This window comes from Stenotrophomonas sp. TWI809, assembly GCF_039673205.1.
In the GTDB taxonomy this organism is placed as follows: Bacteria; Pseudomonadota; Gammaproteobacteria; order Xanthomonadales; family Xanthomonadaceae; genus Stenotrophomonas.
Genome location: NZ_JBDJLE010000015.1, coordinates 25,042 through 48,757, shown reverse-complemented (window position 1 = coordinate 48,757; position 23,716 = coordinate 25,042). Strand labels below are relative to the sequence as shown.

General features: G+C 67.1%; 19 protein-coding genes. 10 read left to right on the top strand and 9 right to left on the bottom strand.

All coding sequences use genetic code 11. From position 1 onward, the window contains the following. Positions 1 to 217 precede the first annotated feature (217 nt). Entirely contained in the window at positions 218 to 2,284 is a 2,067-nt protein-coding gene (locus tag ABE472_RS12465; protein ID WP_346466312.1) for a glycoside hydrolase family 97 protein, read from the top strand. A 266-nt stretch (positions 2,285 to 2,550) separates the two neighbouring features. Beyond that, the gene (locus ABE472_RS12460; protein WP_346466311.1) at positions 2,551 to 5,310 is read left to right on the top strand and encodes a TonB-dependent receptor; all 2,760 of its coding nucleotides are present in this window, start codon (positions 2,551 to 2,553) and stop codon (positions 5,308 to 5,310) included. A gap of 775 nt (positions 5,311 to 6,085) precedes the next feature. Here ABE472_RS12460 and ABE472_RS12455 read toward each other — a convergent pair. After that, positions 6,086 to 7,699 (bottom strand): alpha-glucosidase, encoded by a 1,614-nt coding sequence (locus ABE472_RS12455; protein ID WP_346466310.1) that lies wholly within the window; start codon positions 7,697 to 7,699, stop codon positions 6,086 to 6,088. A gap of 304 nt (positions 7,700 to 8,003) precedes the next feature. Here ABE472_RS12455 and ABE472_RS12450 point away from each other — a divergent pair, with 304 nt between their 5' ends. Further along, on the top strand, positions 8,004 to 9,002 hold the full coding sequence (locus ABE472_RS12450) for a polyprenyl synthetase family protein (RefSeq protein ID WP_346466309.1): 999 nt from the start codon (positions 8,004 to 8,006) through the stop codon (positions 9,000 to 9,002). A 30-nt stretch (positions 9,003 to 9,032) separates the two neighbouring features. Here the strand turns inward: ABE472_RS12450 and ABE472_RS12445 are convergent, their stop codons facing one another. Then, the gene (locus tag ABE472_RS12445; protein WP_346463885.1) at positions 9,033 to 9,833 is read right to left on the bottom strand and encodes a dienelactone hydrolase family protein; all 801 of its coding nucleotides are present in this window, start codon (positions 9,831 to 9,833) and stop codon (positions 9,033 to 9,035) included. Positions 9,834 to 9,982: 149 nt separating this feature from the next. Here ABE472_RS12445 and ABE472_RS12440 point away from each other — a divergent pair, with 149 nt between their 5' ends. Further along, the gene (locus ABE472_RS12440) at positions 9,983 to 10,579 is read left to right on the top strand and encodes an SMI1/KNR4 family protein (RefSeq protein WP_313217503.1); all 597 of its coding nucleotides are present in this window, start codon (positions 9,983 to 9,985) and stop codon (positions 10,577 to 10,579) included. A gap of 48 nt (positions 10,580 to 10,627) precedes the next feature. On the opposite strand, the gene murD is transcribed toward ABE472_RS12440, so the two are convergent. The 3 genes from murD to ABE472_RS12425 are packed head-to-tail and all read right to left on the bottom strand — an operon-like array spanning position 10,628 to position 16,007. Then, complete coding sequence (gene murD / locus ABE472_RS12435; protein WP_346466308.1) at positions 10,628 to 12,037, bottom strand: UDP-N-acetylmuramoyl-L-alanine--D-glutamate ligase; 1,410 nt, start codon at positions 12,035 to 12,037, stop codon at positions 10,628 to 10,630. After that, positions 12,018 to 13,370 (bottom strand): UDP-N-acetyl-alpha-D-muramoyl-L-alanyl-L-glutamate epimerase, encoded by a 1,353-nt coding sequence (murL, locus tag ABE472_RS12430; RefSeq protein ID WP_346463882.1) that lies wholly within the window; start codon positions 13,368 to 13,370, stop codon positions 12,018 to 12,020. Before murL ends, murD begins: the two co-directional genes overlap by 20 nt. Before the next feature lie 33 nt (positions 13,371 to 13,403). After that, positions 13,404 to 16,007: a bifunctional aspartate kinase/diaminopimelate decarboxylase gene (locus ABE472_RS12425; RefSeq protein ID WP_313217499.1), complete on the bottom strand. Its 2,604-nt coding sequence runs from the start codon at positions 16,005 to 16,007 to the stop codon at positions 13,404 to 13,406. Between the two features lie 205 nt (positions 16,008 to 16,212). Between ABE472_RS12425 and ABE472_RS12420 the strand changes: the two genes are divergently transcribed. Then, positions 16,213 to 17,088 (top strand): PhzF family phenazine biosynthesis protein, encoded by an 876-nt coding sequence (locus tag ABE472_RS12420; protein ID WP_346463878.1) that lies wholly within the window; start codon positions 16,213 to 16,215, stop codon positions 17,086 to 17,088. A 16-nt stretch (positions 17,089 to 17,104) separates the two neighbouring features. Here ABE472_RS12420 and ABE472_RS12415 read toward each other — a convergent pair whose 3' ends face one another. Then, positions 17,105 to 18,778, bottom strand: coding sequence for an amidohydrolase (locus tag ABE472_RS12415; protein WP_346466307.1), 1,674 nt, complete (start codon positions 18,776 to 18,778; stop codon positions 17,105 to 17,107). An 85-nt stretch (positions 18,779 to 18,863) separates the two neighbouring features. Beyond that, the gene (locus tag ABE472_RS12410) at positions 18,864 to 19,298 is read right to left on the bottom strand and encodes an OsmC family protein (RefSeq protein ID WP_123728599.1); all 435 of its coding nucleotides are present in this window, start codon (positions 19,296 to 19,298) and stop codon (positions 18,864 to 18,866) included. A 364-nt stretch (positions 19,299 to 19,662) separates the two neighbouring features. Here ABE472_RS12410 and ABE472_RS12405 point away from each other — a divergent pair, with 364 nt between their 5' ends. The 4 genes from ABE472_RS12405 to ABE472_RS12390 all read left to right on the top strand — a co-directional run bounded on the left by ABE472_RS12405 (position 19,663) and on the right by ABE472_RS12390 (position 21,919). Continuing rightward, positions 19,663 to 20,061: an HU family DNA-binding protein gene (locus ABE472_RS12405; protein WP_019185677.1), complete on the top strand. Its 399-nt coding sequence runs from the start codon at positions 19,663 to 19,665 to the stop codon at positions 20,059 to 20,061. Between the two features lie 225 nt (positions 20,062 to 20,286). Then, the gene (locus ABE472_RS12400) at positions 20,287 to 20,631 is read left to right on the top strand and encodes a DUF3861 family protein (RefSeq protein WP_313217492.1); all 345 of its coding nucleotides are present in this window, start codon (positions 20,287 to 20,289) and stop codon (positions 20,629 to 20,631) included. 52 nt (positions 20,632 to 20,683) lie between these two features. After that, positions 20,684 to 21,220: a hypothetical protein gene (locus ABE472_RS12395; RefSeq protein ID WP_346466306.1), complete on the top strand. Its 537-nt coding sequence runs from the start codon at positions 20,684 to 20,686 to the stop codon at positions 21,218 to 21,220. Between the two features lie 102 nt (positions 21,221 to 21,322). Then, a complete protein-coding gene (locus ABE472_RS12390) occupies positions 21,323 to 21,919 on the top strand; it encodes a DUF1439 domain-containing protein (protein WP_088432783.1) in 597 nt (198 codons plus the stop codon). Positions 21,920 to 21,958: 39 nt separating this feature from the next. Here ABE472_RS12390 and ABE472_RS12385 read toward each other — a convergent pair whose 3' ends face one another. Both ABE472_RS12385 and ABE472_RS12380 read right to left on the bottom strand, forming a co-directional pair. Further along, entirely contained in the window at positions 21,959 to 22,501 is a 543-nt protein-coding gene (locus ABE472_RS12385) for a type 1 glutamine amidotransferase domain-containing protein (protein WP_346466305.1), read from the bottom strand. 121 nt (positions 22,502 to 22,622) lie between these two features. Further along, positions 22,623 to 23,090, bottom strand: a complete 468-nt coding sequence (locus tag ABE472_RS12380) for an SET domain-containing protein-lysine N-methyltransferase (RefSeq protein WP_176990804.1) — start codon at positions 23,088 to 23,090, stop codon at positions 22,623 to 22,625. A 172-nt stretch (positions 23,091 to 23,262) separates the two neighbouring features. On the opposite strand from ABE472_RS12380, the gene ABE472_RS12375 reads away from it, so the two are divergent. After that, on the top strand, positions 23,263 to 23,715 hold the full coding sequence (locus tag ABE472_RS12375; protein WP_026070170.1) for an SUF system Fe-S cluster assembly regulator: 453 nt from the start codon (positions 23,263 to 23,265) through the stop codon (positions 23,713 to 23,715). The last annotated feature ends 1 nt before the right edge of the window (position 23,716 follow it).

The window sequence follows — 23,716 nt, the reverse complement described above, 5'->3', positions numbered from 1 at the left end:
CTCGCGCCTGTTGCCTCCCTCCCCTTTGCTCGCGTTGTAGGTCCGCACCGCCTCGCGGCAATGCGCTCGCGGCCCCCTCCCAGGGTGCCTTGGGCCCATGGTAGACGGCACGCCGCAGCCTGCATCGAGCTGCATACGTATTCATGGCCAGAGCGGTCGGCAATCGTGACCGCATCGCTATAGTCCGGGGGTGTTTTCGGCCGCCTTGGGAGGGGAAATGCCGTCACTGTCGCATCCAACAAACGGGCCTTTCGCACGTTGTCGCCTGCCCCTGCTCGGCTGGATCCTCTGCGCATTCAGCGCCACCGTCTCGGCGGAACCGGTCACTGTCGCCAACGTCGAGTCGCCCGGCAAGGTACTGCGCGTGTCGCTGCAACTGGACGGCGGCAACCCCAGCTATCGGGTTGAACGTTTCGGCGAGGCCGTGGTGGACAGCTCCAAGCTCGGCTTCCAGCTGCGCGATGGCCGCCTGGACCGGGATCTCGCCGTGGTGGGCCAGCAGTCGCGCAGCGTCGATGAAACCTGGGAACAGCCCTGGGGCGAGCGCCGGCTGACCCGCAATCACTTCAACGAAGTCGTCGTGCAGCTGGCCGAACGCAGCGGCGCCAAGCGCCGCATCGATGTGGTGTTCCGGGTCTATGACGACGGCCTCGGCTTTCGCTACCACTTCCCCGAGCAGCCGGGCATGCGCGAGGCGATCATCGACGATGAGCTGACCGAGTTCGCGATCGCGCCGACCTCCACCGCCTGGTGGATTCCGGCCGGTGAGCCGATTCACTACGAATATCTCTACCAGCGCACGCCGCTGGATCAGGTGCCGCTGGCACATACGCCGATGACGCTGCGCAGCCGCGATGGCCTGCATGTCGCCATCCACGAAGCCGCGCTGGTGGACTACGCCGGCATGTGGCTGCGCCGCACCGACGGCCAACGCCTGCGCGCGCAGCTGTCGCCCTCGGCCGAGGGCTGGAAAGTGCGGCGAAACCTGCCCTTCGACACCCCCTGGCGCACGCTGCAGATCAGCGACACCGCCGGCGGGCTGGTCGAATCCAGCCTGATCCTCAACCTCAACGAACCCAATGTGCTGGGCGACGTCAGCTGGGTAAAGCCTTCCAAGTACCTGGGCGTGTGGTGGTCGATGCATCTGGATGAGGAGAGCTGGGCCACCGGCCCGCGGCACGCCGCGACCACCGCCGAGACCCGACGCGTGATCGACTTCGCCGCCCGGCATGGCTTCCGTGGCGTACTGGTGGAAGGCTGGAATCCCGGCTGGAACGGTGACTGGGTCGGCAATGGTTATGCCTTCGATTTCACCCGGCCCACCGCGGACTTCGATATCGAGGCACTGTCGGCTTACGGCGCGAAGAAGGGCGTACACCTGATCGGCCACCATGAAACCGGCTGCGCGATCGAACACTACGAAGATCAGCTGGGCGCGGCGTTGGATCTGTATGCGCGGCTGGGCGTGGATGCATTCAAGAGCGGCTATGTCTGCGATGACGGCCAGGTCGACCGTCGCAACCCGGCCGGTGGGCCGCTGTGGCGCGAGTGGCACGACGGCCAGTTCATGGCCCGCCATCACCTCAAGGTGGTGCAGGAAGCAGCCAAGCGGCATATCGCGGTGAATCCGCACGAGCCGATCAAGGACACCGGCCTGCGCCGCACCTACCCGAACTGGATCACCCGCGAAGGCGCGCGTGGCATGGAGTACAACGCCTGGGGCCAACCGCCGAACCCGCCCGAGCACGAGGTCAACCTGGTGTTCACCCGAATGCTGTCCGGACCGATGGATTACACCCCCGGCATCCTGAGTCTGAAGGGCCGCGGCGGTCAGGCGATCCCCAGCACGCTGGCCCGGCAGCTCGCGCTGTACGTGACGATCTACAGCCCAATCCAGATGGCGGCCGACCTGCCCGAGCACTACGAGCAGCACCGCGAAGCCTTCCGCTTCATCGAGGACGTCGCGGTGGACTGGGACGATACCCGCGTGCTCAACGGCGAGGTGGGCGACTACGTCACCATCGTGCGCAAGGACCGCCACAGCCGCGACTGGTTCCTGGGCAGCATCACCGATGAACACGGCCGCGTGCTCCCGGTCTCGCTGGGCTTCCTGGCGCCGGGTGTGCGCTACCGCGCGGAGATCTACCGCGATGGCGACGGCGCGGATTTCCGCCGCAATCCCTTCGCCTTCGTACGCGAAACGCGCGAGGTCACCAGCGCCGACGCGCTGACGCTGGTGCTTGCACCGGGCGGCGGCCAGGCGATCCGCTTTACCCCGTTGTAAGTCGCTCAGCCAGCGCCGCGTGCGTGGATGCGGCGTGCCGACCAACGGTCGGCACCTACCGGGCGCGTGTACGCCGGTGCGGCTGCAATAACGCACCTGTAATCGCTTCCAACGCTGCAAACGTCATTGAATACGTATGCAGGGTGATTCCCACAGCCGATGCGCTGCCTACCATAGCCACGCAGTCAACGGCCACCGCGCCATGACGCTCCCGGGTCCTCCGGGCAACCAAAAAATCGATTGGCAACATTGCCTGGGAGGGGAAAATGTTGAACCGCAAGCGCAGCGCGCTGAGTCTCGCGCTGGCCGTCGCCCTGACGCCGTTGATGGCGTCGGCGCAGACCGCCGAACCCAGTACCACCACTGCACGGATCGGCACCGCGGCGACCAATCTGGACACCGTCCAGGTCACCGGCATCCGCCGCGGCATCGAGAACGCGATCGCGATCAAGCAGGACGCGACCTCGGTGGTCGAAGCGATTTCGGCCGAGGACATCGGCAAGCTGCCCGACGTGAGCATCGCCGAATCGCTGGGCCGCCTGCCCGGTCTGGCCGCCCAGCGGGTGGCCGGGCGTGCCCAGGTGATCAGCGTGCGCGGCCTGTCGCCCGACTTTGCCACCACGCTGCTCAATGGACGCGAAGTGGTCAGCACCGGTGACAACCGCAGCGTCGAGTTCGATCAGTACCCTTCGGAGCTGGTCAACGGCGTGACCGTGTACAAGACCCCGGACGCCGCCCTGGTCGGCCAGGGCCTGTCGGGCACCATCGACATGCAGACCGTGCGCCCGCTGAGCTTCGCCGAGCGCGTGATCGCGATCAGCGGCCGCTACCAGAAGAGCTCGCTGGGCAAGGCCGCCAATGTCGATCCGTACGGCAACCGCTTCAGCGCCAGCTACATCGACCAGTTCCTAGACAACACCTTGGGCATCTCGATCGGCTACGCGCACAGCGACATGCCCATCCAGGAGAACCAGGTCGGGCTGTACGAACCGTGGACCACCGAGCAGACCGACCAGGGCAATCGCCCCGGCCTGGCCCCGGGCACGGTGTTCTCCGACGGCATCAAGGCGCTGCGCCGCACCGGTAACAACGAGCGCGACGGCGTGATGGCCACCGTCCAGTTCCGCCCGTCGAACGTGTGGACCAGCACCCTGGATGCGTTCCACACCGAAGCCGAGCAGATCGATACCGCCAACCAGTTCGAGGTCAACCTCAGCAACTACAACGGCGGCTATACCCCGGGCCTGCTGATCACCAACCCGCAGATCAACGCCGATGGCACCTTCGCCGGCGGCGTGGCGACCGGCGTGTATCCGCTGGTGCGCGGCATGTACAACAAGCGCAAGGACAAGATCGACGCGTTCGGCTGGAACAACGAGTTCAACTTCGAGCGGGTCAAGGTTGTCGCCGATGTGAACTACTCCAAGGCCACGCGCAACGAACTGAACCTGGAAAACAACCTGCAGCTCACGCCGATGCCGCAGCTGGATTCGGTCGGGGTGGTGGTCAAGCCGGACGGGTTCTCGCAGATCAGCCCGGGGCTGGACTATTCCAACCCGGACGCGCTGTTCCTGACCAACACCATCTACGGCTCCGGCTACGGCAAGGTGCCGATGGTCGAAGACCGCCTGAAGGGCGCCCGCCTGCAGGCCACCTTTGCGATGCCCGATTCGCTGCCGTGGTTCTCCGATGTGGACGTGGGCGTGAACTACGCCGACCGCCGCAAGGACAAGACCCAGGCCGAGGGCAACATCCTGCTCGGCGACCAGGGCGATGCCAACATCGCCGGTGACCTGCAGTACGCACCGGTCAACCTGGGCTTCGCCGGCATCGGCTACATCCCGGCCTGGAACGTCCCGGCCGCGGTGGACCGCTACATGGTCTTCAACCCGGTCACCAACCTGGACTACCTGATTCCCAAGGCCTGGACGGTGCAGGAAAAGACCAGCACCGCCTGGATCCGCGCCAACATCAACACCGACCTGGGCGAGGTGGGCCTGCGCGGCAACATCGGCGTGCAGATGGTGCGCACCGACCAGAGCTCGCAGTCCAACTACTTCGACCGCTCGCGTCCGGACGGCCAGAACATCCTGCCGATCGATGACGGCAAGACCTACACCGATTGGCTGCCGAGCTTGAACCTGGCCTTCATGTTCCCGCACCAGCAGACGCTGCGTTTCGCCGTGGCCAAGCAGGTGGCACGCCCGCGCGTGGACCAGATGCGCGCCGGCCTGGAGTTCGGCGTGGACACCGCCACCGGCAAGCCCGGCGGCAGCGGCGGCAACCCGCTGCTGGATCCGTGGCGCGCCAATGCGATCGATCTGTCCTACGAAAAGTACTTCGGTGAAAAGGCGTATGTGGCGGCTGCGGTGTTCTTCAAGGACCTGAAGTCCTACGTCTACACGCAGTCGCGCGATGACTACGACTTCAGCGATCTGCTGGCCAGCTACGTACCACCGCCGGGCATGATCGTGCCGGTGCTGCCGACCGGCACCTTCTCGGCCCCGCAGAACGGCCAGGGTGGCAAGCTCAAGGGCCTGGAGCTGACCGCCTCGTTCCCGCTGGAGATGCTGACCGAGACCTTGCGTGGCTTCGGCGTGCAGGCCAGTGCGACGTTCAACGACAGCGACATCAAGATCCTGGATCCGGAAAGCGCGTCCAGCGTGGGCAGCGATCCGATCAGCCTGCCCGGCCTGTCCGAGCGCGTGTACAACTTCACGGCGTACTACGAGCGCAGTGGGTTCGAGGCCCGCGTGAGCCAGCGCCGCCGTTCGGATTTCATCGGTGAGATCGGCAACTTCAACGGCAACCGGACGCTGCGGTATGTGGTCGGTGAGAACGTGACGGATGCGCAGGTCAGCTACACCTTCGCGGACAGCAGCAGTCTGCATGGGCTGACGCTGTTGCTGCAGGGAAGCAATCTGACCAACGAGCCGTATCGCACCTACGCTGGCACGAAGGATCGACCGCTGGAGTACGTGGAGTGGGGCCGCACGTACATGCTGGGTGTGAACTACAAGTTCTGATTGAGCTTGCTTCAGCGACGTAATGGCAACATCGAAGAACCCGCTGCTTGTGCAGCGGGTTTTTTTGTTGGCTTTTCTCTGCCCCTGAAGAGCGTCAGCGCCGGCTGTCATTGGCCTGGTCGGGGGTGTGTGGGTTCGCGGGACGCGCCGTAAACCCATCCATGGGGGCTCGTGAGCCGCATCCATGCGGCACAACGGTCCCGCCAACCCACACACCCCCGCCCTTCGACAGGTGGTTGGTTGCCATGGCAGTGCAGTGCAGTGCGAAGCGACGCGACGCGACGCGGCGGAGGATCGAACGCGGTATCTGCGGTTAGGGCCAGCTCGAGCAGTTCCGCCGTCTCGACACTTTTGACCGTGCCGACCACGTCGAACGCCCCGATTGCCCTGACCGCCCGGACTGTTCCGCTCCCCCCGACCAGACCGATCAACCCGATCATCTCGACCGCGCTGGCCGATCCGACCATTGCGCATGCTTCAGCTGCTAGCGTCGCTTTTCCCTTGCGCACCAGCCCATTGTCAAAGGGCGGGCATGGGTGGGTTGGCGGGACCATGAGCGCCATGGATGGCGCGACATGAGCCTACACGGACGTACTTGCGGCGGGTCCCGCCAACCCACCCGTGCCCGCCCAAACCAGCACAAGCGCAGCCCAACGCGCCGTTGCCGTTGCCGTGGCCGTGGCTGTTGCTATTGATGTGGCCCAACGCACGAACGCAAGACAAAAAAAAGGGCGAGGCACCCGGCCCCGCCCTCTCAATACCACCGGAAACCCACTCAGCTGCGTCGCGCGCAAAACATCGACTGCGCCGGCAACACCAACTCACCACCGACCACCTCGCCGACATCCGGACCCGGCACATGCATCGCCTGCCAATCACCCATCGGCAGCGCAACCCGAGCCGTCCCGGCCGACAGATTGAACGCCAACAGCAACGTCTCCTCCCCGTGCACCCGCTCGAACATCAACACCGGCTCGGCGCACTCGAGGAAACGAATATCCCCCACCAACAGCGTCGGCATCGTCCGCCGCCATGCCAGGAACTGACGGAACGCGTTCAACACCGAATGCGGATCCTGTTCCTGCGTCGCCACCGACGCGGCCTGATGCTCCGCCGGAATCGGCAGCCACGGCTCGCCCGTCGTGAAGCCCGCCTTCGGCGCATCCAGCCACGGCATCGGCGTACGGCAACCGTCGCGGCCCTTGAAGTTCGGCCAGAACGTAATGCCGTACGGGTCCTGCAGCGCCTCGAACGGCACGTCCGCCTCGCCCAACCCCAGTTCCTCGCCCTGGTACAGGCAGATCGAACCGCGCAGCGAGCACAGCATGGCCACCAGCATCCGCGCCAGGCGCGGTTGGGCCGGATGGCCACCCCAGCGCGTCACCGCACGCTCCACATCGTGGTTGGAGATCGCCCAGCACGGCCAGCCTTCGGTCATGGTGGCTTCCAGCCGTGACACGGTGTCGCGGATGTAACCGGCGCTGAAATCCTTCACCAGCAGCTCGAAGCTGTAGCCCATGTGCAGGCGGCCCGGGGCGGTGTACTCGGCCGTGGTCGCCAGCGAATCTTCCGCGGAGATCTCGCCCAGGCTGACCGAGCCCGGGTACGCGTCCAGCAGCACGCGCAGCCGCTCGATGAAGCCGATGTTCTCCGGCTGGGTGTTGTTGTAGTAGTGGTACTGATAGGCGTACGGATTGTCCGCGCTGAAGCCACGGCCGAGGCGCTTTTCCAGCGGCTTGGCCGGGTTGTCACGCAGTTGTGCGTCGTGGAAACAGAAGTTGATCGAATCCAGGCGGAAGCCATCCACGCCACGGTCGAGCCAGAACCGCACGTAATCCAACGTGGCCTGCTGCACCGCCGGATTGTGGAAGTTCAGGTCGGGCTGGTCGGCCAGGAAGTTGTGCAGGAAATACTGCTCGCGGCGCGGCTCCCACTGCCAGGCCACGCCGCCGAAGATCGACATCCAGTTGTTGGGCGGGGTGCCGTCCTCGCGTGGATCGGCCCACACGTACCAGTCCGCCTTGGGATTGGTGCGGTCCTGCCGGCTCTCCTGGAACCAGGCATGGTCGATCGAGGTATGGCTGAACACCTGGTCGATCATCACCTTCAGGCCCAGCGCGTGCGCTTTGGCGAGCAACTGGTCAAAATCGGCGAGCGTGCCGAACAACGGATCGACGTCGCGGTGGTCGGCGATGTCATAGCCGAAGTCGGCCATCGGCGATTTGAAGAACGGCGACACCCAGATCGCGTCGACGCCGAGCGCGGCGACATAGTCCAGGCGCTCGATGATGCCGGGCAGGTCGCCCACGCCATCGCCGTTGGCGTCCAGGAAACTGCGCGGGTAGATCTGATAGATGACGGCACCGCGCCACCATGGAGACTGCGACATTGGGGCCCCCCTTCGGGCTTCCACGGCACCCGCGAGGGGGCCAGAAACGAACCCGACAAGCTTAGCGGGGTGCCTCCAGCGGTGGGGTCGCATGCATACGTATTCACGCCGGATCGCGGTGCGCGGGGCGTTCCGGGCCTCCGGTCAGGCGGCGGCTCGCCCGGCATATGGCCGGGGGCCGGCGGCCAAGGTCGGCACGATCCGGCGCCCTGCCCCGCGCCTTGATCGGGCCGCCGGCGCGTCTTCGCAGGCGGAATACGAGCGCACCGCCTATAATTCCGCCCAAGCCTGAAAGTCAGACCGCATGACCATCACCGAAGACACCCGCCCCGCGCTGGGCCTGCCCCAGATCCAGACGCTCGCCGCGCCCGACATGGACGCCGTCGATGCGCTGATTCGTCGCCGACTGTCCTCGGATGTCGTGCTGATCAACCAGATCGCCGACCACATCATCTCGGCCGGCGGCAAGCGCCTGCGCCCGATGCTGGTGATGCTGGCTGGCCACGCGGTCGGCCAGGCCGGCCCGGAACACCACCAGCTGGCGGCCATCATCGAGTTCATCCACACCTCGACCCTGCTGCATGACGACGTGGTGGACGAATCCAGCCTGCGGCGTGGCCGCAGCACCGCCAATGCGCTGTGGGGCAATGCCCCGAGCGTGCTGGTAGGCGATTTCCTGTACTCGCGCAGCTTCCAGCTGATGGTCGAACTGGACCGCATGCCGGTCATGCGCATCCTGGCCGACACCACCAACCGGATCGCCGAGGGTGAGGTACTGCAGCTGCTGCATGTCCACAACCCGGATACGGACGAAGCCGCTTACCTGCGCGTGATCGAGCGCAAGACCGCGGTGCTGTTCGCTGCCGGCACCCGTCTGGGCGCGCTGGCCAGCGGCGTGGACGAAGCCACCCAGCAGGCGCTGTACGTCTACGGCATGAACCTGGGCTACGCCTTCCAGATCGCCGATGACGTGCTGGACTACTCGGCCAATGCCGATGAGCTGGGCAAGAACCTGGGCGACGATCTTGCCGAGGGCAAGGCCACCCTGCCGCTGATCCACGCGATGGCGCATTCCGATGCGACCACCCGTGACCGCCTGCGCGAGATCGTGCAGAACGGTGACGCCGAGGCGATGACGGAGGTGCTGGCGGCCATCCATGCCACCGGCGGGCTGGAGTACAGCCGCGCCCGTGCCGAGGAATACGCCGATGCCGCCGAGCGTGCGCTCGACGGCCTGGCCGACAACGATGCCGTGGCCGCGCTTCGCGGGCTGGCCCGTTACGCGGTGCAGCGCTCGCATTGATCGGAAAGCGTGCCGACCAACGGTCGGCACCTACCGGCGTGTCGTCTCGAACCGCTCCTCGAAGAACTCATCCAGCGCCTTCCACGCGCGCTTGGCCGCGCGCTCGTTGTACTGGCACCCCGGCGGACTGTTCGCATCCGACTCGGCAAAGCAGTGCACCGCCCCGCTGTAGTTGGTGAACGCCCAGTCGACCTGGGCGGCGTTCATTTCCTGCTCGAAGCTGGCGATGTCGTCCTTGCTCACGCTCTTGTCGTCGGCGCCATTGAGCACCAGCACGGAGGGATGGGTGCCACCGGCCTTGGCCGGCAGCGGCGAGCCCAGCCCACCGTGCAGGCTGACCACACCGGCCAGCGGTGCGCCAGCGCGCGCCATCTCCAGCACCGTGGTGCCGCCGAAGCAGAACCCGACCGCGCCGATCCGGCTGGCATCCAGCGGTGCCTTGCCGGCCTGCGCCTTCAACACCTCGATCGCCTTGAGCGCACGCGCCCGCAGCACCGGACGGTCATTGCGCAGCTTGGTCGCCACCGGACCGGCCTCGGCATCGGTCTTCGGACGCACACCCTTGCCGTACACATCGGCCACCAGCACCACATAGTCATCGCCGGCCAGCTGCTTGGCCTTGGCGATGGCCGAATCGTTGACCCCCTTCCAGTTGGGCACCATCACCAGGCCAGGGCGTTTGTCGTTGTCGCTGTCGTCGTAGACCAGCACTCCGCTGAAGGTGGTGCCGTCCTGTGTCCACTCCACCGGCTTGGCCTGCATCGCCGCCAGCGCGGGCAGCGCCGTCATGCCCAACAGCACCGCCGCACCCCACCGCCATTGCCTGTTCATGCGTCTGCTCCCGACAGAAAGAGCCCCGAGTGTATGACGGCCGGTTGACGAGACCGTGTAGAAGCGCCGCCGCGACGTGCAACCCCGTGAATTGACTACCTGCGTCCCTGTTATGGCAGGCTGGCCGCCCCCTTTGCATGGAACCCCGCATGAGCCTTGTCGATCGTTTCCTTTCCGGCCTGGTGCCGCGCCTGCCCGACGACGATGCGCGGATGTGGGCCTGGGTCGAGGGCGCCAGCACGGCCGATCTGCAGCGCCTGCGCGAGCGCTGGCCGCAGGTGCCCGAGAGCCTGGTGGCGCTGCTGGGGCGGGTCGATGGCACGCATTTCCGCCCCTACCCGGGTGGCGAGGCGGTGGTGCTGATGCTGGGCTCGGATGTCGAGGAGGGGCATTACCCCTACTACCTGCGTTCGGTGGACCAGATATTCGAGGACAGCGCGCAGTGGGATGACAGCATCCGCTCGATCTACGAGGAATGGCTGGAGGAAGACCCCGAGATCCTCGGCGAGGGCATCGATGCGGATCTGCCGATGGGCAAGCGCCTGTGCTTCTCGCACTGCATGAACAACGGCGGCACGTCGATGCTGTACCTGGATTTCGACCCCGCGCCGGGCGGCACGGTCGGCCAGGTGGTGCGCTACCTGCACGACCCGGACAGCTATGCCGTGATCGCACCGGGTTTCGATGCGTACCTGCAGCAGCTCATCGACGGGGATTACGCGTTCATCGATGAGGAAGAAGCCTGATCGCAGGATCCCACGCAGCCGACCAACGGTCGGCTCTACCGTGGCACGTTATGCGATCCCGATGCCCGGGATCGCCGTGATCGCATCGGGATCAAACCCCGCCAGTTCGGCGAAGTGCCGGCCACGCGCGACGTAGTCGCGGTACACGCCGTAGCTCGGCGCACCCGGCGACAGCAGCACCACCCCGCCCTGCCCGCCGAGCGCGGCCTGCGCCAGCCGCATGGCCTCGGGCAGATCGGTAGCGGCATGCAGACCGAAACGGCCGGCATCGGCCAGCGGCTGCAGCAGCGCGTGGATACGCGGGCCGTTGGCGCCCATGGTGACGATCTCCACCGGTGGCACGTCGTGGGCCATGTGCGCGACGAAGTCGTGCCAGTCCAGGCCACGATCATGGCCGCCCACCAGCAGCGCGATGCGGCGACCGGCGAAGCATTCCAGCGCCGCCAGGCTTGCGTGCGGCGTGGTGCTGATCGAATCGTTGACGAAGGTGATCCCCTCGCGCGCACCGATGGTCTGCAGGCGGTTGGGCAGCGGGCGGAAGGCCTGCACCGCCGGGGCCAGGGCCACCGCGTCCAGGCCCAGCGCCTCGATCGCCGCCAGCACCGCGCACAGGTTGCCGCGGTTGTGTCGGCCGGGCAGCGGCGTGTGTGAGGTGTCGAACACGGCCTGCTCGCCGCGATGCACGACATCGCCGCGCATATGCCAGCCCAGCGGCTGGTTGAACCAGATGACCTCGCTCTCCGGCAGCGACAACGCTGCCAGGTGCGGGTCGGCCGCATTGAGCACCGCGATCCACGGCGCGGCCCCGGTGACCAGCTGCAGCTTGTCGTCGATGTAGCGTGCTTCGCTGCCGTGCCAATCCAGGTGCTCGGGGAACAGGTTCAGCACGATGGCGACCTGCGGGTGCGCGCCACTGCGCGCAACCTCGCCGGTCTGGTAGCTGGAGAGCTCCACCGCCCAGTACTGCGGCACCGGCTGCGGGTCGAGCACTTCCAGCAGCGGCAGGCCGATGTTGCCGATCAGCCCGGTGCGCGCGCCCGAGGCGCGCAGCAGATGCGCCAGCAGCGCGGTGGTGGTGCTCTTGCCCTTGGTGCCGGTCACGCACACGGTATCGTGCACGATGCCGTCGGCGGCGGCCTGTTCGGCGAACCACAGCGAGGTACCGCCGATGAACTGCGTGCCCTGCGCCGTGGCGTGCAACGCAGCGTCGCCATACGGGCTGATGCCCGGCGACTTGATCACCACCTCGAACGCGGCCAGCGCCTCGCCGGTGACATCCGAACGGACCGTCAGCGCGCCGTGGGTTTCCTCGCGCGCACCGGTGGCCTCGGCCTCCGGGCAGAACAGGGTCAGCGGCAGCGACGGCAGCCGCTGCTGCAGGACGCGAAACGCGGCGCGTCCCTCACGTCCCCATCCCCACAATGCAACGCGTTTGCCATCAAGCTGCGAAATTCGCACGCAGACGCTCCCAGATCGCCGGCGGAATGCGGTGCTCGCCTTCCAGTGCCAGCAGCGGTTCGATCTGCAGTTCAGTTGCGTCCAGCTGCGGGCGAATCTCGTGGACGAAGCGCTTCACCAATGCGTCTTCATTCCACTCCGGGCGCGCGGCCAGGGTCGCCATCGCGGCGCGCGATTCGCGGCCTTCGCCCACGCACTCGAACGGCTTGTGGTCCTGGAATTCCAGCAGCGCATCAAAGCCCGGGGCCTGCTCGATATCGTCGAGCAGGTTGCGGCCGAAGATGCCGACCAGGCGCATCTTGGGCATGAACGGGGCCAGCGCCAGGAACACGAAGTGGCACTTCGGGCAGACGCCGCACCAGCGGTTCACCGGGCGCTCGCCCAGGATGTGGAAATTGCGGTTGCAGCTGGAGAAATGCGCGTCGTAGACATCGCGCTTGGCGAACTGACGCGCCACCGCCAGCTCCGAGAGCGGGCGCAGCAGCGAGTAGTAATGCAGGTCCGCGGCGACATGCTGCTCCAGGTGCTCACCGAAGGCCTGCTCGAACGCCCAGCCCTTCGACCACTGGTGATTGACCTCGCCGGTGCCCGGAATCTGGCTGCCATAGCTGGCCGAGCGCTCGTTGGAGAACACCACCTGGTCCACGCCCTGCAGCAGCGCGGCCAGCACCAGGATCGCCGAGTTCACCGCGGTGACCGGGATATGGCCGTTCCAGGCACCCTGGCGGTTCAGCTCGAACAGCTCCGGGGCCAGCGTGCGGCCGATGTTGAGGATCGGCAGGCCGGTGCGCTCGGCGCAGGCACGGATCAGCTGCGAGCCGCCGATCCACGTGACCGTTTCGGCGATGCCCAGGCTGCGCAGCGCTTCGATGCTGACCAGCGAATCCTTGCCGCCGCCGATGGCGACCAGCGCGTGTTCGCGCAGGCCCAGCACCGGTGCGGTGAAGGCCTCGCCCTCCACCGGCAGGCGGAAGCGGCCACGCAGGTTCAGGCCATTGCGGTAGGCGAATTCGCCCAAGCCGTTGAGGTACACCGTTTCAACCAACGCTGCGGTGGCCGCATCAATGGTGTAGCTGTCGATGCGCACCTGCTCGGGCACGCCGGCCTTGTAGTAGCTCACGCCGGCCATCAGGTGCAGCAGGCGCAGGGCGCGCTGCACTGCCTCGGCGCGGTCACCCTCAAGCACGAACGGCGCGCCCGGAATGGTCACCGTCTCGATCAGCTCCGGGCCGTCATCGAAGGCGTAGACCAGCTGCGCCACGCCGGTGTCCGCGGCGAAGTCGCAGCGGACGAAGCGGAAAACGGCAACCTGGTGTTTATCAAAAGCAGTCATGGTGTATCCGGTTTGGAAGGCGGCAGGCAGCGGTCAAGGACCATCATCGATGACGTCCTCGCGCGGCAGCTCGCGCTGGTTGTAAGTGTTGGCCATGACGTAGCCATACGCGCCGGCGTCGGCGATCAGCATCACATCGTCCGGCGCGGTCGAGGCCGGCAGGCGGCGGCGCTTGCCGAACACATCGCTGGATTCGCAGATCGGGCCGACCACATCGAACATCGCTTCGGAGTAACCGCTCAGGCGGCTGAGGTTCTCGATGTCATGCCAGGCGTCGTACAGCGCCGGACGCATCAGCGTGTTCATGCCCGCATCCAGGCCGACGCGGCGGATGCCATCCTTCTCCACCACCTGGGTGGCCCGCGCCAGCAGCACGCCGGACTCGGCCACCAGGTAGCGACCCGGTTCGATCGCCAAACGGAACGCCGGGTGCACGGCCTTCACTTCGGCCAGGCCGATCGCCCAGGCCTCCAGATCGAACGGCTCGTCGTCGGCGCTGTACGGGATCGGCAGGCCACCGCCGATATCGATGGTCTCGATGCTGCCGATGCGGCGGGCGAACCCAGCCAGTTCATCGCACATCAGGCGCCAGTGCTGCGCGGTTTCCACGCCGCTGCCCAGGTGCGCATGCAGGCCGACCACGCGGGTGCCCAGCTCGCCGGCAATGCGCACGAACTCATCCACACGGGCGATCGGCAGGCCGAACTTGGAGTCCTTGCCGCCGGTGCGGACCTTGGCATGGTGGCCTTCGCCACGGCCCAGGTCCACGCGCAGCCACAGCTCGCGGTTGCTGAACAGTTCCGGCCAGCGCTGCAGGGCTTCCACGTTGTCCAGGGTAACGGTCACGCCCAGCGCGAACGCGGCATCGTACTCGGCATGCGGCGCGAAGCTGGGGGTGAACAGCACGCGCTTGGGCGACAGCGTCGGCAGCGTGTTGAACACGTGCTTGAGCTCGCCGTGCGACACGCACTCCAGGCCGAAGCCTTCCTGCTCCAGCACCTCCAGGATGGCCGGGTGCGAGTTGGCCTTGATCGCGTAGTAGCGCTGGTCAATCGCCTTGATCGCGTTCAGCGCGCGCGCACGCGCCCGTACCGTCGGCAGGTTGTAGACGTAGCGCGGCGTACCGGCCTGGGCAAGCGTCAGCAGGTGCTCGCGCTGGCCCCGCCACCAGGCGGTTTCGCGCGGGCGGATGGTGCCGGCGATTTCGCGCCAGCGCGGGCCGAACACTTCGCCCTCTTCCACCGGCATCGCGCCGCTGTCGATCAGCTCGGCGTGCAGGATCGGCAGCAGGCCGTCCGCGTCCGCTTCGTCGATGACGAAGGTCAGGTTCAAGTCATTGGAAGACTGCGAAATCATGTGCACACGTTCGCGGCCGAAGGTGGCCCACACGTCCGAGAGCTTGTGCAGCATCGAGCGCATGCCGCGGCCGACCAGGGTGATCGCCGCGCACGGCACGATGATCTTGACCTTGCAGATCTGCGACAGATCGGCCGACAGCGCGGCCAGCACATCGGTGCTGACCAGGTTTTCGGACGGGTCCAGCGAGACGGTCACGTTGGTTTCGGCCGAACCGATCAGGTCCACGGAGAGGCCATGCTTCTTGAACAGCCCGAACACGTCGGCCAGGAAGCCGACCTGCTGCCACATGCCGATGCCTTCCATCGAGACCAGCACGATGCCGTTGCGGCGGCTGATCGCCTTTACGCCCGGCACCGCCGCGGCATTGCCGTCGATGCTGGTGCCCGGCAGCTCGGGGCGCTCGGTATCCAGGATCGCCATCGGCACGCCGGCATCGCGGCACGGCTTGATCGAACGCGGGTGCAGCACCTTGGCGCCGGTCGTCGCGATTTCCTGTGCTTCGTAATAGTCCAATCGGGTCAGCAGGCGCGCGTCAGGCACGTCCTTCGGGTTGGCGCTGAACATGCCCGGCACATCCGTCCAGATCTCCACGCGGCTGGCACCGAGCAGCGCGCCGAAGTACGCCGCCGAGGTATCCGAACCACCGCGACCGAGGATGGCGGTGCCGCCATCGGCATGGCGGGAGATGAAGCCCTGGGTGATCAGCATGCGGGTCGGCTGGGCGCGGAAACGCGTGGCCCAATCGGCCTCGGCACGCCACTGACAGTTCACCGACAGGCGCTGCGACCACTCGCTCTGGCTGGGCTGCGGCGGCAGCGCATCGAGCCACTCGCGCGCGTCCATCCAGCCGAAATCCAGGCCACTGGCGCGCAGGTAGGCCGCACCGACGGTGGAGGACAGCAGTTCGCCCTGGCCCAGCACCTCGGCCTGCCACTCCAGCGGCCGACCGGCGGCACGCGGATCGTCCAGCAGCCCGGCCAGCGCGTCCAGACGCACGTCCAGCGCGGTGGCGTCCAGCTCCAGCTCGGTCAGGAATTCGCGGTGGCGCGCGACCAGCGCGGCGATACGGTCGCGGCTGTCGGCGGCGCCATCGGCGATCGCGGTGAGTTCATTGGTCACCCCGGACAGCGCCGATACCACCACCAGCACGCGCGAGCCCGTTTCTTCCGCCCGTTTTTTCGCCAGTTTGCCGATGGTGTCCCAGCGGTGACGACGCGACACGGAGGTGCCGCCGAACTTCAGTACGATCCAGCGATCGACAAGGGGGGAAGCTGACATGGAGGTGGAGGTTTGGGTAGTGAGGGGGATCGCCCGGCACGCCGGGCCGAACCCCCGATTCTATGCCAAGCCTGCCCGTTGCAGGGCCAGGGCGGCCCAGGTCGGGTGGATTTGTCCCCGGACCGGTGCGCAGGCCGCCACACAGGGCCCGGAACACGGCCCCGGTTGGTAAGCTGCCCGCCCGTTTTTCGTTGAGCGCCCCGCCATGACCTCCCGTCGTTTCCTGCAGCTGGATGTGTTCTCGCCCTACCCCGGCGCCGGCAACCCGCTGGCCGTCGTGCTCGATGCACAGGGCCTGGACGAGACGGCCATGCAGGCCATCGCCCGCTGGACCCGGCTGCCGGAGACCACCTTCGTGTTCCCGCCTGCAGCCCCGGGCGCGAGCTACGGCATCCGCATGTTCAGCCCGCAGAAGGAAGTCCCGTTCGCCGGCCACCCCAGCGTGGGCACCGCGCATGCCGTGCTGGAGCTGGGCGTGGCCGCACCGGTCGAGGGCATGCTGGTCCAGGACGGCATCGCCGGGGCCCTGCCGCTACGCGTGGACGGCAGCGGTGAGGCCCGCACCATCGCGATCCGTACCCCGCGCGCCGCGGTGGCCGAAGTGACCACGGCCGCCGACCCGCGCCTGCAGGCCGCGCTGGCGGGCTGGCCGCTGGGCCATCTGCCGCCGGCGCGCATGGCCGGTGGCCGCAGCTGGTGGGTGGTCGAACTCGCTGACGAGGCCGCCCTGCGCGCGCTCACCCCGGATTGGCATGCCGTGGCGACCTTGGCCGAGGCCACCGACAGCATGGGGGTCTTCGCCTATGCACGCAGCCAGGGCCAGGCGTGGGATCTTGCGGTGCGTGCGTTCGTCGGCAACGGTCGCCGCTTTGAAGATGCCGCCTCCGGTGCGGCCAATGCGGTGCTGGCTGCGTGGCTGGACAGCCGCGACGCGCTGCCTGGCACCGCGCACGGCTATGTGGTCAGCCAGGGTCGCGAAGTGGGCCACGATGCGCGCCTGACCCTGCGCATCGATGACCATGGCGATGTCTGGTCCGGTGGCCAGGTGCAGACCGTCATCCGCGGCACACTGGACTGGTGATCCCGGCGGCGGCGCGTCAACGCGCCGCGTCGTACACCGGTGCGCCATCGACCCAGGTCGAGCGCACCTGCAGGTCCGCCAGTTCGGTAGGCGCGATGCTGAGCGGATCGCGATCGAGCACGACGAAATCCGCGCGCAGGCCGGGCTGCAACCGGCCGACCTGGGCCTCGTCATGGCCTGCCCACGCGGCGTCGGCAGTGAACCCCCGCAGCGCTTCGGCCGCGGTCAGGCGCTGATCGGGCTGCCAGCCCGCCGGCGGTTGGCCGGCACGGTCCTGGCGGGTGACCGCGGCATACAGGCCCAGGCGGGGATCCACCTGTTCCACCGGGAAATCCGAACCAAGCGCAAGACGGGCACCGGAGCCCAGCATCCGCCGCCACGCATAGGCCCCGAGGATGCGCTCGGGACCGACCCGATCCTGCGCCCAGCCCATGTCCGAGGTGGCGTGGGCAGGTTGCATCGAGGCGATCACGCCGAGGTGGGCAAAGCGCGGAATGTCCTCCAGCGCCACCACCTGCGCATGCTCGATCCGCCAGCGATGGTCGCTGCCAGGGCGCTCGCCCAGCACCCTGGCATAGGTATCCAGTGCGATCCGGTTGCCACGATCCCCGATCGCATGGGTGGCGACCTGGACATGACAGCTATCGGCTTTGCGCACCGCCGTTTCGAAATCGGCCGGCGAGGTCACCAGCAGCCCACGGTTGTGCGGATCGTCGCTGTAATCGGCCAGCAGCGCGGCACCGCGGCTGCCCAGCGCGCCGTCCATGAAGAGCTTGACCCCGCGCATTTCCAGGCGGCCACCGGCATGCTGGTACGCGCCCTGCGCACACAGATCCGCGAGGGCATCGCCATTGCCATCGGCATACGCATCGATGCGCAGCGGCAGCGCGCCGGCATCGGCGAAGCGGCGCATCAGGGCCAGATCGGCGCGCGATACGCCCATGTCGTGCACACCGGTCAGGCCTTGGCTGACCGCTTTATCCAGTGCGCGGGTCAGCATCTGCTCGCGGGCGGCGTCGCTGGGCGTTGGGATCGCCGCCTGCACCAGGCTCATCGCTTCATCGATGAACACCCCGCTCGGCTGCCCCTTGGCATCGCGCACGATGCGCCCACCGGCCGGCTGCCAGTTGCCCTTCAACGCGCGTTGGCCCGGCTGCCGTGCGACCGCGCGCAGTGCCGCACTGTTGCCCCAGCCCGCGTGACCATCGATGCGACCCAGCCAGACCGGCCGGTCCGGGAACGCCGCGTCGAGATCGGCCACCGTCGGGAACCGTTTGTCCGGCCACCGGTTCTGGTCCCAGCCGCTGCCCAGCAGCCAGCCCTCGGGATTGTCGGCCGCAAAGCGCTGCAGGCGCGCCACGATGTCCTGGGTGCCGGCCGCGCCGGTCAGGTCGGCCTGCATCAGGGTGCCGCCCAGGAACATCAGGTGTGCATGCGCATCGATCAGCCCCGGGATCACGGTGGCGTGGCCGACGTCGGTCAGCGCTGCCAGCGGATACAGCGTCAACAGTGCTTGGCGATCACCGACGGCGAGCACGCGCCCGGTGCCGGTATCCCACGCCAGCGCTGTGGCGGCGGGCGCGTCGGGATCCCCGGTATGGATGGTCGCGGCGGTCAGCAGGCGCACATCGGCCTGCGCGGTGCCGGCCAGCAGGCAGGCCATCAGGGCGGCAAGAGCGGTCGGACGCATGCAGATACCCCACAACAGGAAAGCGGCGACTATGCGGCCGCCGCTTTCCCATCACAATCTGCTGTGCACCAATCGCGGGCGCGGATCAGCCGGCCAACTCGGCCTCAAGGCTGATCGGTACCGCACTCAGCGCCTTGGACACCGGACAGTTCTGCTTGGCGTCATCGGCGATGGCACGGAACTGGGTGGCCTCGATGTTCGGCACTACGGCCTTCACCTTCAACGTGATCTGCGACAGCTGGGGCCCCCCCTCCATCGAGAGGTCCACCTTGGCTTCGGTATCCAGCGAGGTCGGCACGAAACCGGCCTCGGTGAGCTTGGCCGACAGCGCCATCGTGAAGCAGCCGGCGTGTGCGGCGGCGATCAGTTCTTCCGGGTTGGTGCCCTTCTCATCACCGAAGCGGCTGCTGAAGGCATAGCGGGTTTTGTCCATCAAGCCGCTCTGGGGCGTGCTCAATTGTCCCTTGCCTGTCTTGAGGTCACCTTCCCAATGCGCGGTGGCATGACGCGAAATACCCATCGTTGATCTCCTGCGGGATGAATGGCCAAGCCAGCCTAGACCGCCCCGCGTTAGCACCGTGTCTGGCCGCCGTCAGCGCCACGGCAGGCGGCGCTCCCAGCTGAATCGGCCATCAAGATCGATGCTGTTTTCAAGTGGTTTTCGTGCGACAGTCGGGGTGCGACGGTCCATGACCGATGGCCTCCGCCGCGAGGGCGGACCCTGTTTTTTGGCTATGACCTGATGCACTGCGGTAACGAAGGGCGTGGAAATCACGAATTTTTATGCGTTTGCCTATTGGCGGCGCCCCATAGTTGCCCTACATTTCGCTTGCCGACGGGGTTCGGCGCGACCAAACAACCAACCGTTCACGGAACAGGAAACCATGGCAAAGACCGCTAAGAAGGCTGCCCCGAAGAAGGCAGTAAAGAAAGTCGCTACGAAGGCAGCCGCGAAGCCGGCCGCTCCCAAGCCGATCAAGGAAGTGCTGAGCAAGTCTGGTCTGGTTGCACACATCGTTGAAGCGTCCGGCGTTGTCGCCAAGGACGTGCGCGCCGTGCTCGCCTCGCTGGAAGGCGCCGTCGCCGCTTCGGTGCACAAGAAGGGCGCGGGCAGCTTCACCCTGCCGGGCCTGCTGAAGATCTCCACCGTCAGCGTGCCGGCCAAGCCGAAGCGCAAGGGCATCAACCCGTTCACCAAGGAAGAGCAGTGGTTCGCCGCCAAGCCGGCGTCCACCAAGCTGAAGGTGCGTCCGCTCAAGAAGCTCAAGGATGCCGCGCTCTAATCTGCGCGCTTCCTGCAGCACCCGGACGGGACGGCATATGCCGTCCCGTTTTTTTTGGTGACGCGCGCGCAGCGAAACACAGCGTTGCCAGAGACGTGTGCGGCGCCCACGTGGCGCGAAGATGCCTGTCCTGCCGCGATCCACGGCATCGCAGAACCGAGCGGAACGCACAGGGTGGAACACTGCGTGCGACCGCGCCTGTCGCCGCCGCACACATCGCAGCCTATGGTGGCCTTGTCCCCCACCGCGCAGGCAGCCATGGCCAGCTCTTCTTCCCAGCGTTACCGCATCACCGTCACCCCGATCGAAAAGGACGGCCTGCAGTGCAGCGGGCGCTGCACCATCGAGCTGGAGCATCGTGCGCAGCAGGATTGGATGCGCCTGCTGGAAATCGCGCGGCGCAACACCGGGCTCAGCGGTGACGAACGTGCCGCGGCCATCGTGGCCACCCAGCTGCTGCGCGATCTCGCCCAGCGCCACGCCGAGGAACCCAGCCACCCGCTCACCGTGCTGCAGCCGCAGCTGGATGAGGTGCTCGCCGCGCTCGAGTCGATCCAGGGCGCGCCCTGAGCCAAGCGCCGGGCGTGGCGCTACACTCGGCGCTCTCCGGGGAGAGTCCTGCATGCGCCGCGCCGTCCTGTTGCTTCCGTTGCTGTTCCTGCACGGCTGCTCCTGCCAGCAGCAGCCGCCCCTGACCGAGTCAGCTGCGGCACGCGAAGGCGCAGCGCACGCCGATGACGTGCCACCTCAGCACAGTGCACCGACGCCCCCACCCACCGCCGCGCCACCGACCGCACTCAGTGCAGTGGCCGCGGACGCACTGGATGAGCCCTCGCTGGTGCATCGCTATCTGAGTGCATTGGCGCAGGGCGACGTCGCCACCGCCGACGCACAGTGGACCGGCGGCGGCCCGGGCGGCCACCCGGACGATGCCGCCCTTCGCGCACTGCCCGACTTCCGCGGGCTGCGCATCAAGACCAGCGCGCCCATCGCACGGGACACCGCCCAGCCCTCGCGCCTGCGCGAAGTGCCGGTCCAGATCCGGGTCAGCACCGGCACAAGCACCCTGCGTTTCGAAGGCTGGTATCGGCTGCAACCACGCGCGGATGGGAGCGGGTGGGAGATCCACGGCGCCTCGATCCAGCCGGTACTGAACTGACTGCATCGGCAGGGCGCGCCATCGCCACCTGACCACGTACGTCAAAGCTGGATTCAGCCGCGCGCGCTATTGTTGGCATCTCATTCCCCACGGCCTGCCGCCATGAACGTTCGTCCGCTGTTGTCCCGCCTCGCCGCCTGCACCGTGCTGCTGGCCGCCGCCATTGGCGCGCAGGCCGCGCCCAGCGTGTCCGGCCGCCAGTTGTCGGTCGGCGCCACCGATGTGCAGCAGTACCTCGACGGCAGCTTCCCGCGCACGCAGAACGCGCTGGGGGGCCTGATCGCAATGACGATGAGCCATCCGCAGCTGACCCTTCCGCAGGGCAGCCGGCTGGACCTGGGTTTCGATGTCGCCATGGCGACCGCCGGCGGCAACCCGGCGCCGCTGGGTAAAGTGAAGCTGAGCAGCGGCCTGCGCTATGACGCGCAGACCCAGGGCTTCCACCTGCAGGAGCCGACGGTCGATGATTTCACCCCGGCCAACAACGGCGGCAAGCTGGATTCGCGTACGCGCGGCCTGCTCAATGCCTGGCTCACCGATTACGCCCAGCGCGAGCCGATCTACAAGATCGACCCGAGCGTGGCCGCGGTGCTCGGCACGCTGCAGGTGCAGTCGGCGCAGGTGGAGAACGGCAAGCTGGTGGTCACCTTCAACCAGGATCTCGGCGCGCTGGTGCCGGCCGGGCTGCTCAGCAAATAACGCGATGGTGGGCACCGACCTGGGTCGGTGCCCACACGATCAACCGGCCAACGCCTTCGCCACCGCATCGGCGAAGGCCGGAATATCCCCCGGCTTGCGGCTGGTGATCAGGCCACCATCCACCACCACTTCGGCATCGGTCCACTCGGCACCGGCATTGCCCAGATCGGTTTTCAGCGACGGCCACGAGGTGACCTTGCGGCCCTTGGCCAGGCCGGACTCGACCAGCAGCCACGGGCCGTGGCAGATCGCGGCAACCGGCTTGCCCGCTCCACCGAAGGCCTTGATCAGCGCGATCGCATCGGCGTCGATGCGCAACTTGTCAGGATTGATCACGCCGCCGGGCAGCACCAGCGCGTCGTAATCGTCGGCCTTGGCGCCTTTCAGCGGTGCATCGACCGTGACGTTCTCGCCCCAGTCCTTGTCTTTCCAGCCGCGGATCGTGCGGGCGTCACCGGGGGCGATCACCTTGACCGAGGCGCCCCAGGATTCCAGCAGGCGCTTGGGTTCCTGCAGCTCGGACTGTTCGAAGCCATCGGTGGCGAGGATCGCGATGTGCTTGCCGTTGAGTGCGTGTGCCATGGAGCGGCTCCAGTAAGTAGGAGCGCTCAGTGTGGCCACGGGTGCATTGGGCGGCGGTGACCACGATGTGCACAGCGTGTCGGGACAGCCACCGATCGGGAGTCGGTGGCGACCGGTGGGATCAGCGCTTGGGCTGCAACATCGTGCCGGTGCACTTCTTCGACCCGCAGCGGCATTCCCAGATCTTCTTCAGGCGCGCGGTGTGACGCTCGGCCAGGGTGATGCCATAGTTGTAGGTCAACTCATCGCCCGGCTTGATGTCCTTGATCGCCTCGATGAAGACCTTGTCCTCGCGGCGGTTGTCACCCTCGGCTTCCTCGATCACCGCTTCGCAGTTCGGATCGCAGCTGTGGTTGAGCCAGCGCGCGTCGTTGCCCTTGTAGTTCGCATCGATAACGTAGTCGTCATTGAGGGTGAACAGGAAGGTATGACCGCTTTCCACATCCCCGGTGTCGTCGGCGTCCACGTCGGCGTGGCTGCGCAGCAGACCCTTGTACTGGATGACCCGCTCGCCCTTCTTGATCGGCGCCAGCGCGAACACGCCATTGCCATGGATGGTGGACTTGCGGGCCTGGATCTTCTTGGGCATCTGGCTGACCGTTGCGGTGGGAAGCCCCGATTCTCGCTTAATCTTTGTGATTGCCAAAGCGATACGCTTCAATATGGGCTCAGGGCCGCCCTGCGGGCGCCTGAACGGGCGGGTTGGATGCCGCCGGAGAAAAGCGTACAATTTCAGTCCGCTTTATGGTTCTGCACCCCACATGCTCCGCGTCACCAAGCTCACCGATTACGCCACCGTCGTGTTGACCGTGCTCGCTGCCCGCCCGGGCGAGGTGCTCAGTGCGACTGAACTGGCCGAGTTCGCCCGTCTGGAACCGCCCACCGTCAGCAAGCTGCTCAAGCCGCTGGCCCAGGCCGGTCTGGTCGAAGGCCTGCGCGGCGTCCGCGGCGGCTACCGGCTGACCCGCGCGGCAGACCAGATCACGCTGTTCGAGATCGTGGAAGCCATGGAAGGGCCACTGGGCCTGACCGAGTGCGCCCACGACCACAGCCAGTGCGGCCGCGAGCTGCAGTGTGGCGCGCGCAGCAGCTGGCGGATGATCAACGACGTGGTGTCCGAAGCGCTGCGCGCGGTCACCCTGGCGCAGATCCTGCCCCCTCTTCCCCTTGTTGACGCCCACCGCCGCGCGATCGCGGCGGATGTCGTCTCCTGAT

Coding starts and splice junctions, on each gene's coding strand:
- ABE472_RS12445 (WP_346463885.1), bottom strand. CDS start 9,833: ATGAACAGGCAATGGCGGTGGGGTGCGGCGGTGCTGTTGGGCATGACG.
- ABE472_RS12380 (WP_176990804.1), bottom strand. CDS start 23,090: ATGCCCAAGAAGATCCAGGCCCGCAAGTCCACCATCCATGGCAATGGC.
- ABE472_RS12385 (WP_346466305.1), bottom strand. CDS start 22,501: ATGGCACACGCACTCAACGGCAAGCACATCGCGATCCTCGCCACCGAT.
- murL (WP_346463882.1), bottom strand. CDS start 13,370: ATGACTGCTTTTGATAAACACCAGGTTGCCGTTTTCCGCTTCGTCCGC.
- ABE472_RS12465 (WP_346466312.1), top strand. CDS start 218: ATGCCGTCACTGTCGCATCCAACAAACGGGCCTTTCGCACGTTGTCGC.
- ABE472_RS12455 (WP_346466310.1), bottom strand. CDS start 7,699: ATGTCGCAGTCTCCATGGTGGCGCGGTGCCGTCATCTATCAGATCTAC.
- ABE472_RS12420 (WP_346463878.1), top strand. CDS start 16,213: ATGACCTCCCGTCGTTTCCTGCAGCTGGATGTGTTCTCGCCCTACCCC.
- ABE472_RS12450 (WP_346466309.1), top strand. CDS start 8,004: ATGACCATCACCGAAGACACCCGCCCCGCGCTGGGCCTGCCCCAGATC.
- ABE472_RS12390 (WP_088432783.1), top strand. CDS start 21,323: ATGAACGTTCGTCCGCTGTTGTCCCGCCTCGCCGCCTGCACCGTGCTG.
- ABE472_RS12410 (WP_123728599.1), bottom strand. CDS start 19,298: ATGGGTATTTCGCGTCATGCCACCGCGCATTGGGAAGGTGACCTCAAG.
- ABE472_RS12375 (WP_026070170.1), top strand. CDS start 23,263: ATGCTCCGCGTCACCAAGCTCACCGATTACGCCACCGTCGTGTTGACC.
- ABE472_RS12415 (WP_346466307.1), bottom strand. CDS start 18,778: ATGCGTCCGACCGCTCTTGCCGCCCTGATGGCCTGCCTGCTGGCCGGC.
- ABE472_RS12425 (WP_313217499.1), bottom strand. CDS start 16,007: ATGTCAGCTTCCCCCCTTGTCGATCGCTGGATCGTACTGAAGTTCGGC.
- ABE472_RS12405 (WP_019185677.1), top strand. CDS start 19,663: ATGGCAAAGACCGCTAAGAAGGCTGCCCCGAAGAAGGCAGTAAAGAAA.
- ABE472_RS12395 (WP_346466306.1), top strand. CDS start 20,684: ATGCGCCGCGCCGTCCTGTTGCTTCCGTTGCTGTTCCTGCACGGCTGC.
- ABE472_RS12440 (WP_313217503.1), top strand. CDS start 9,983: ATGAGCCTTGTCGATCGTTTCCTTTCCGGCCTGGTGCCGCGCCTGCCC.
- ABE472_RS12400 (WP_313217492.1), top strand. CDS start 20,287: ATGGTGGCCTTGTCCCCCACCGCGCAGGCAGCCATGGCCAGCTCTTCT.
- ABE472_RS12460 (WP_346466311.1), top strand. CDS start 2,551: ATGTTGAACCGCAAGCGCAGCGCGCTGAGTCTCGCGCTGGCCGTCGCC.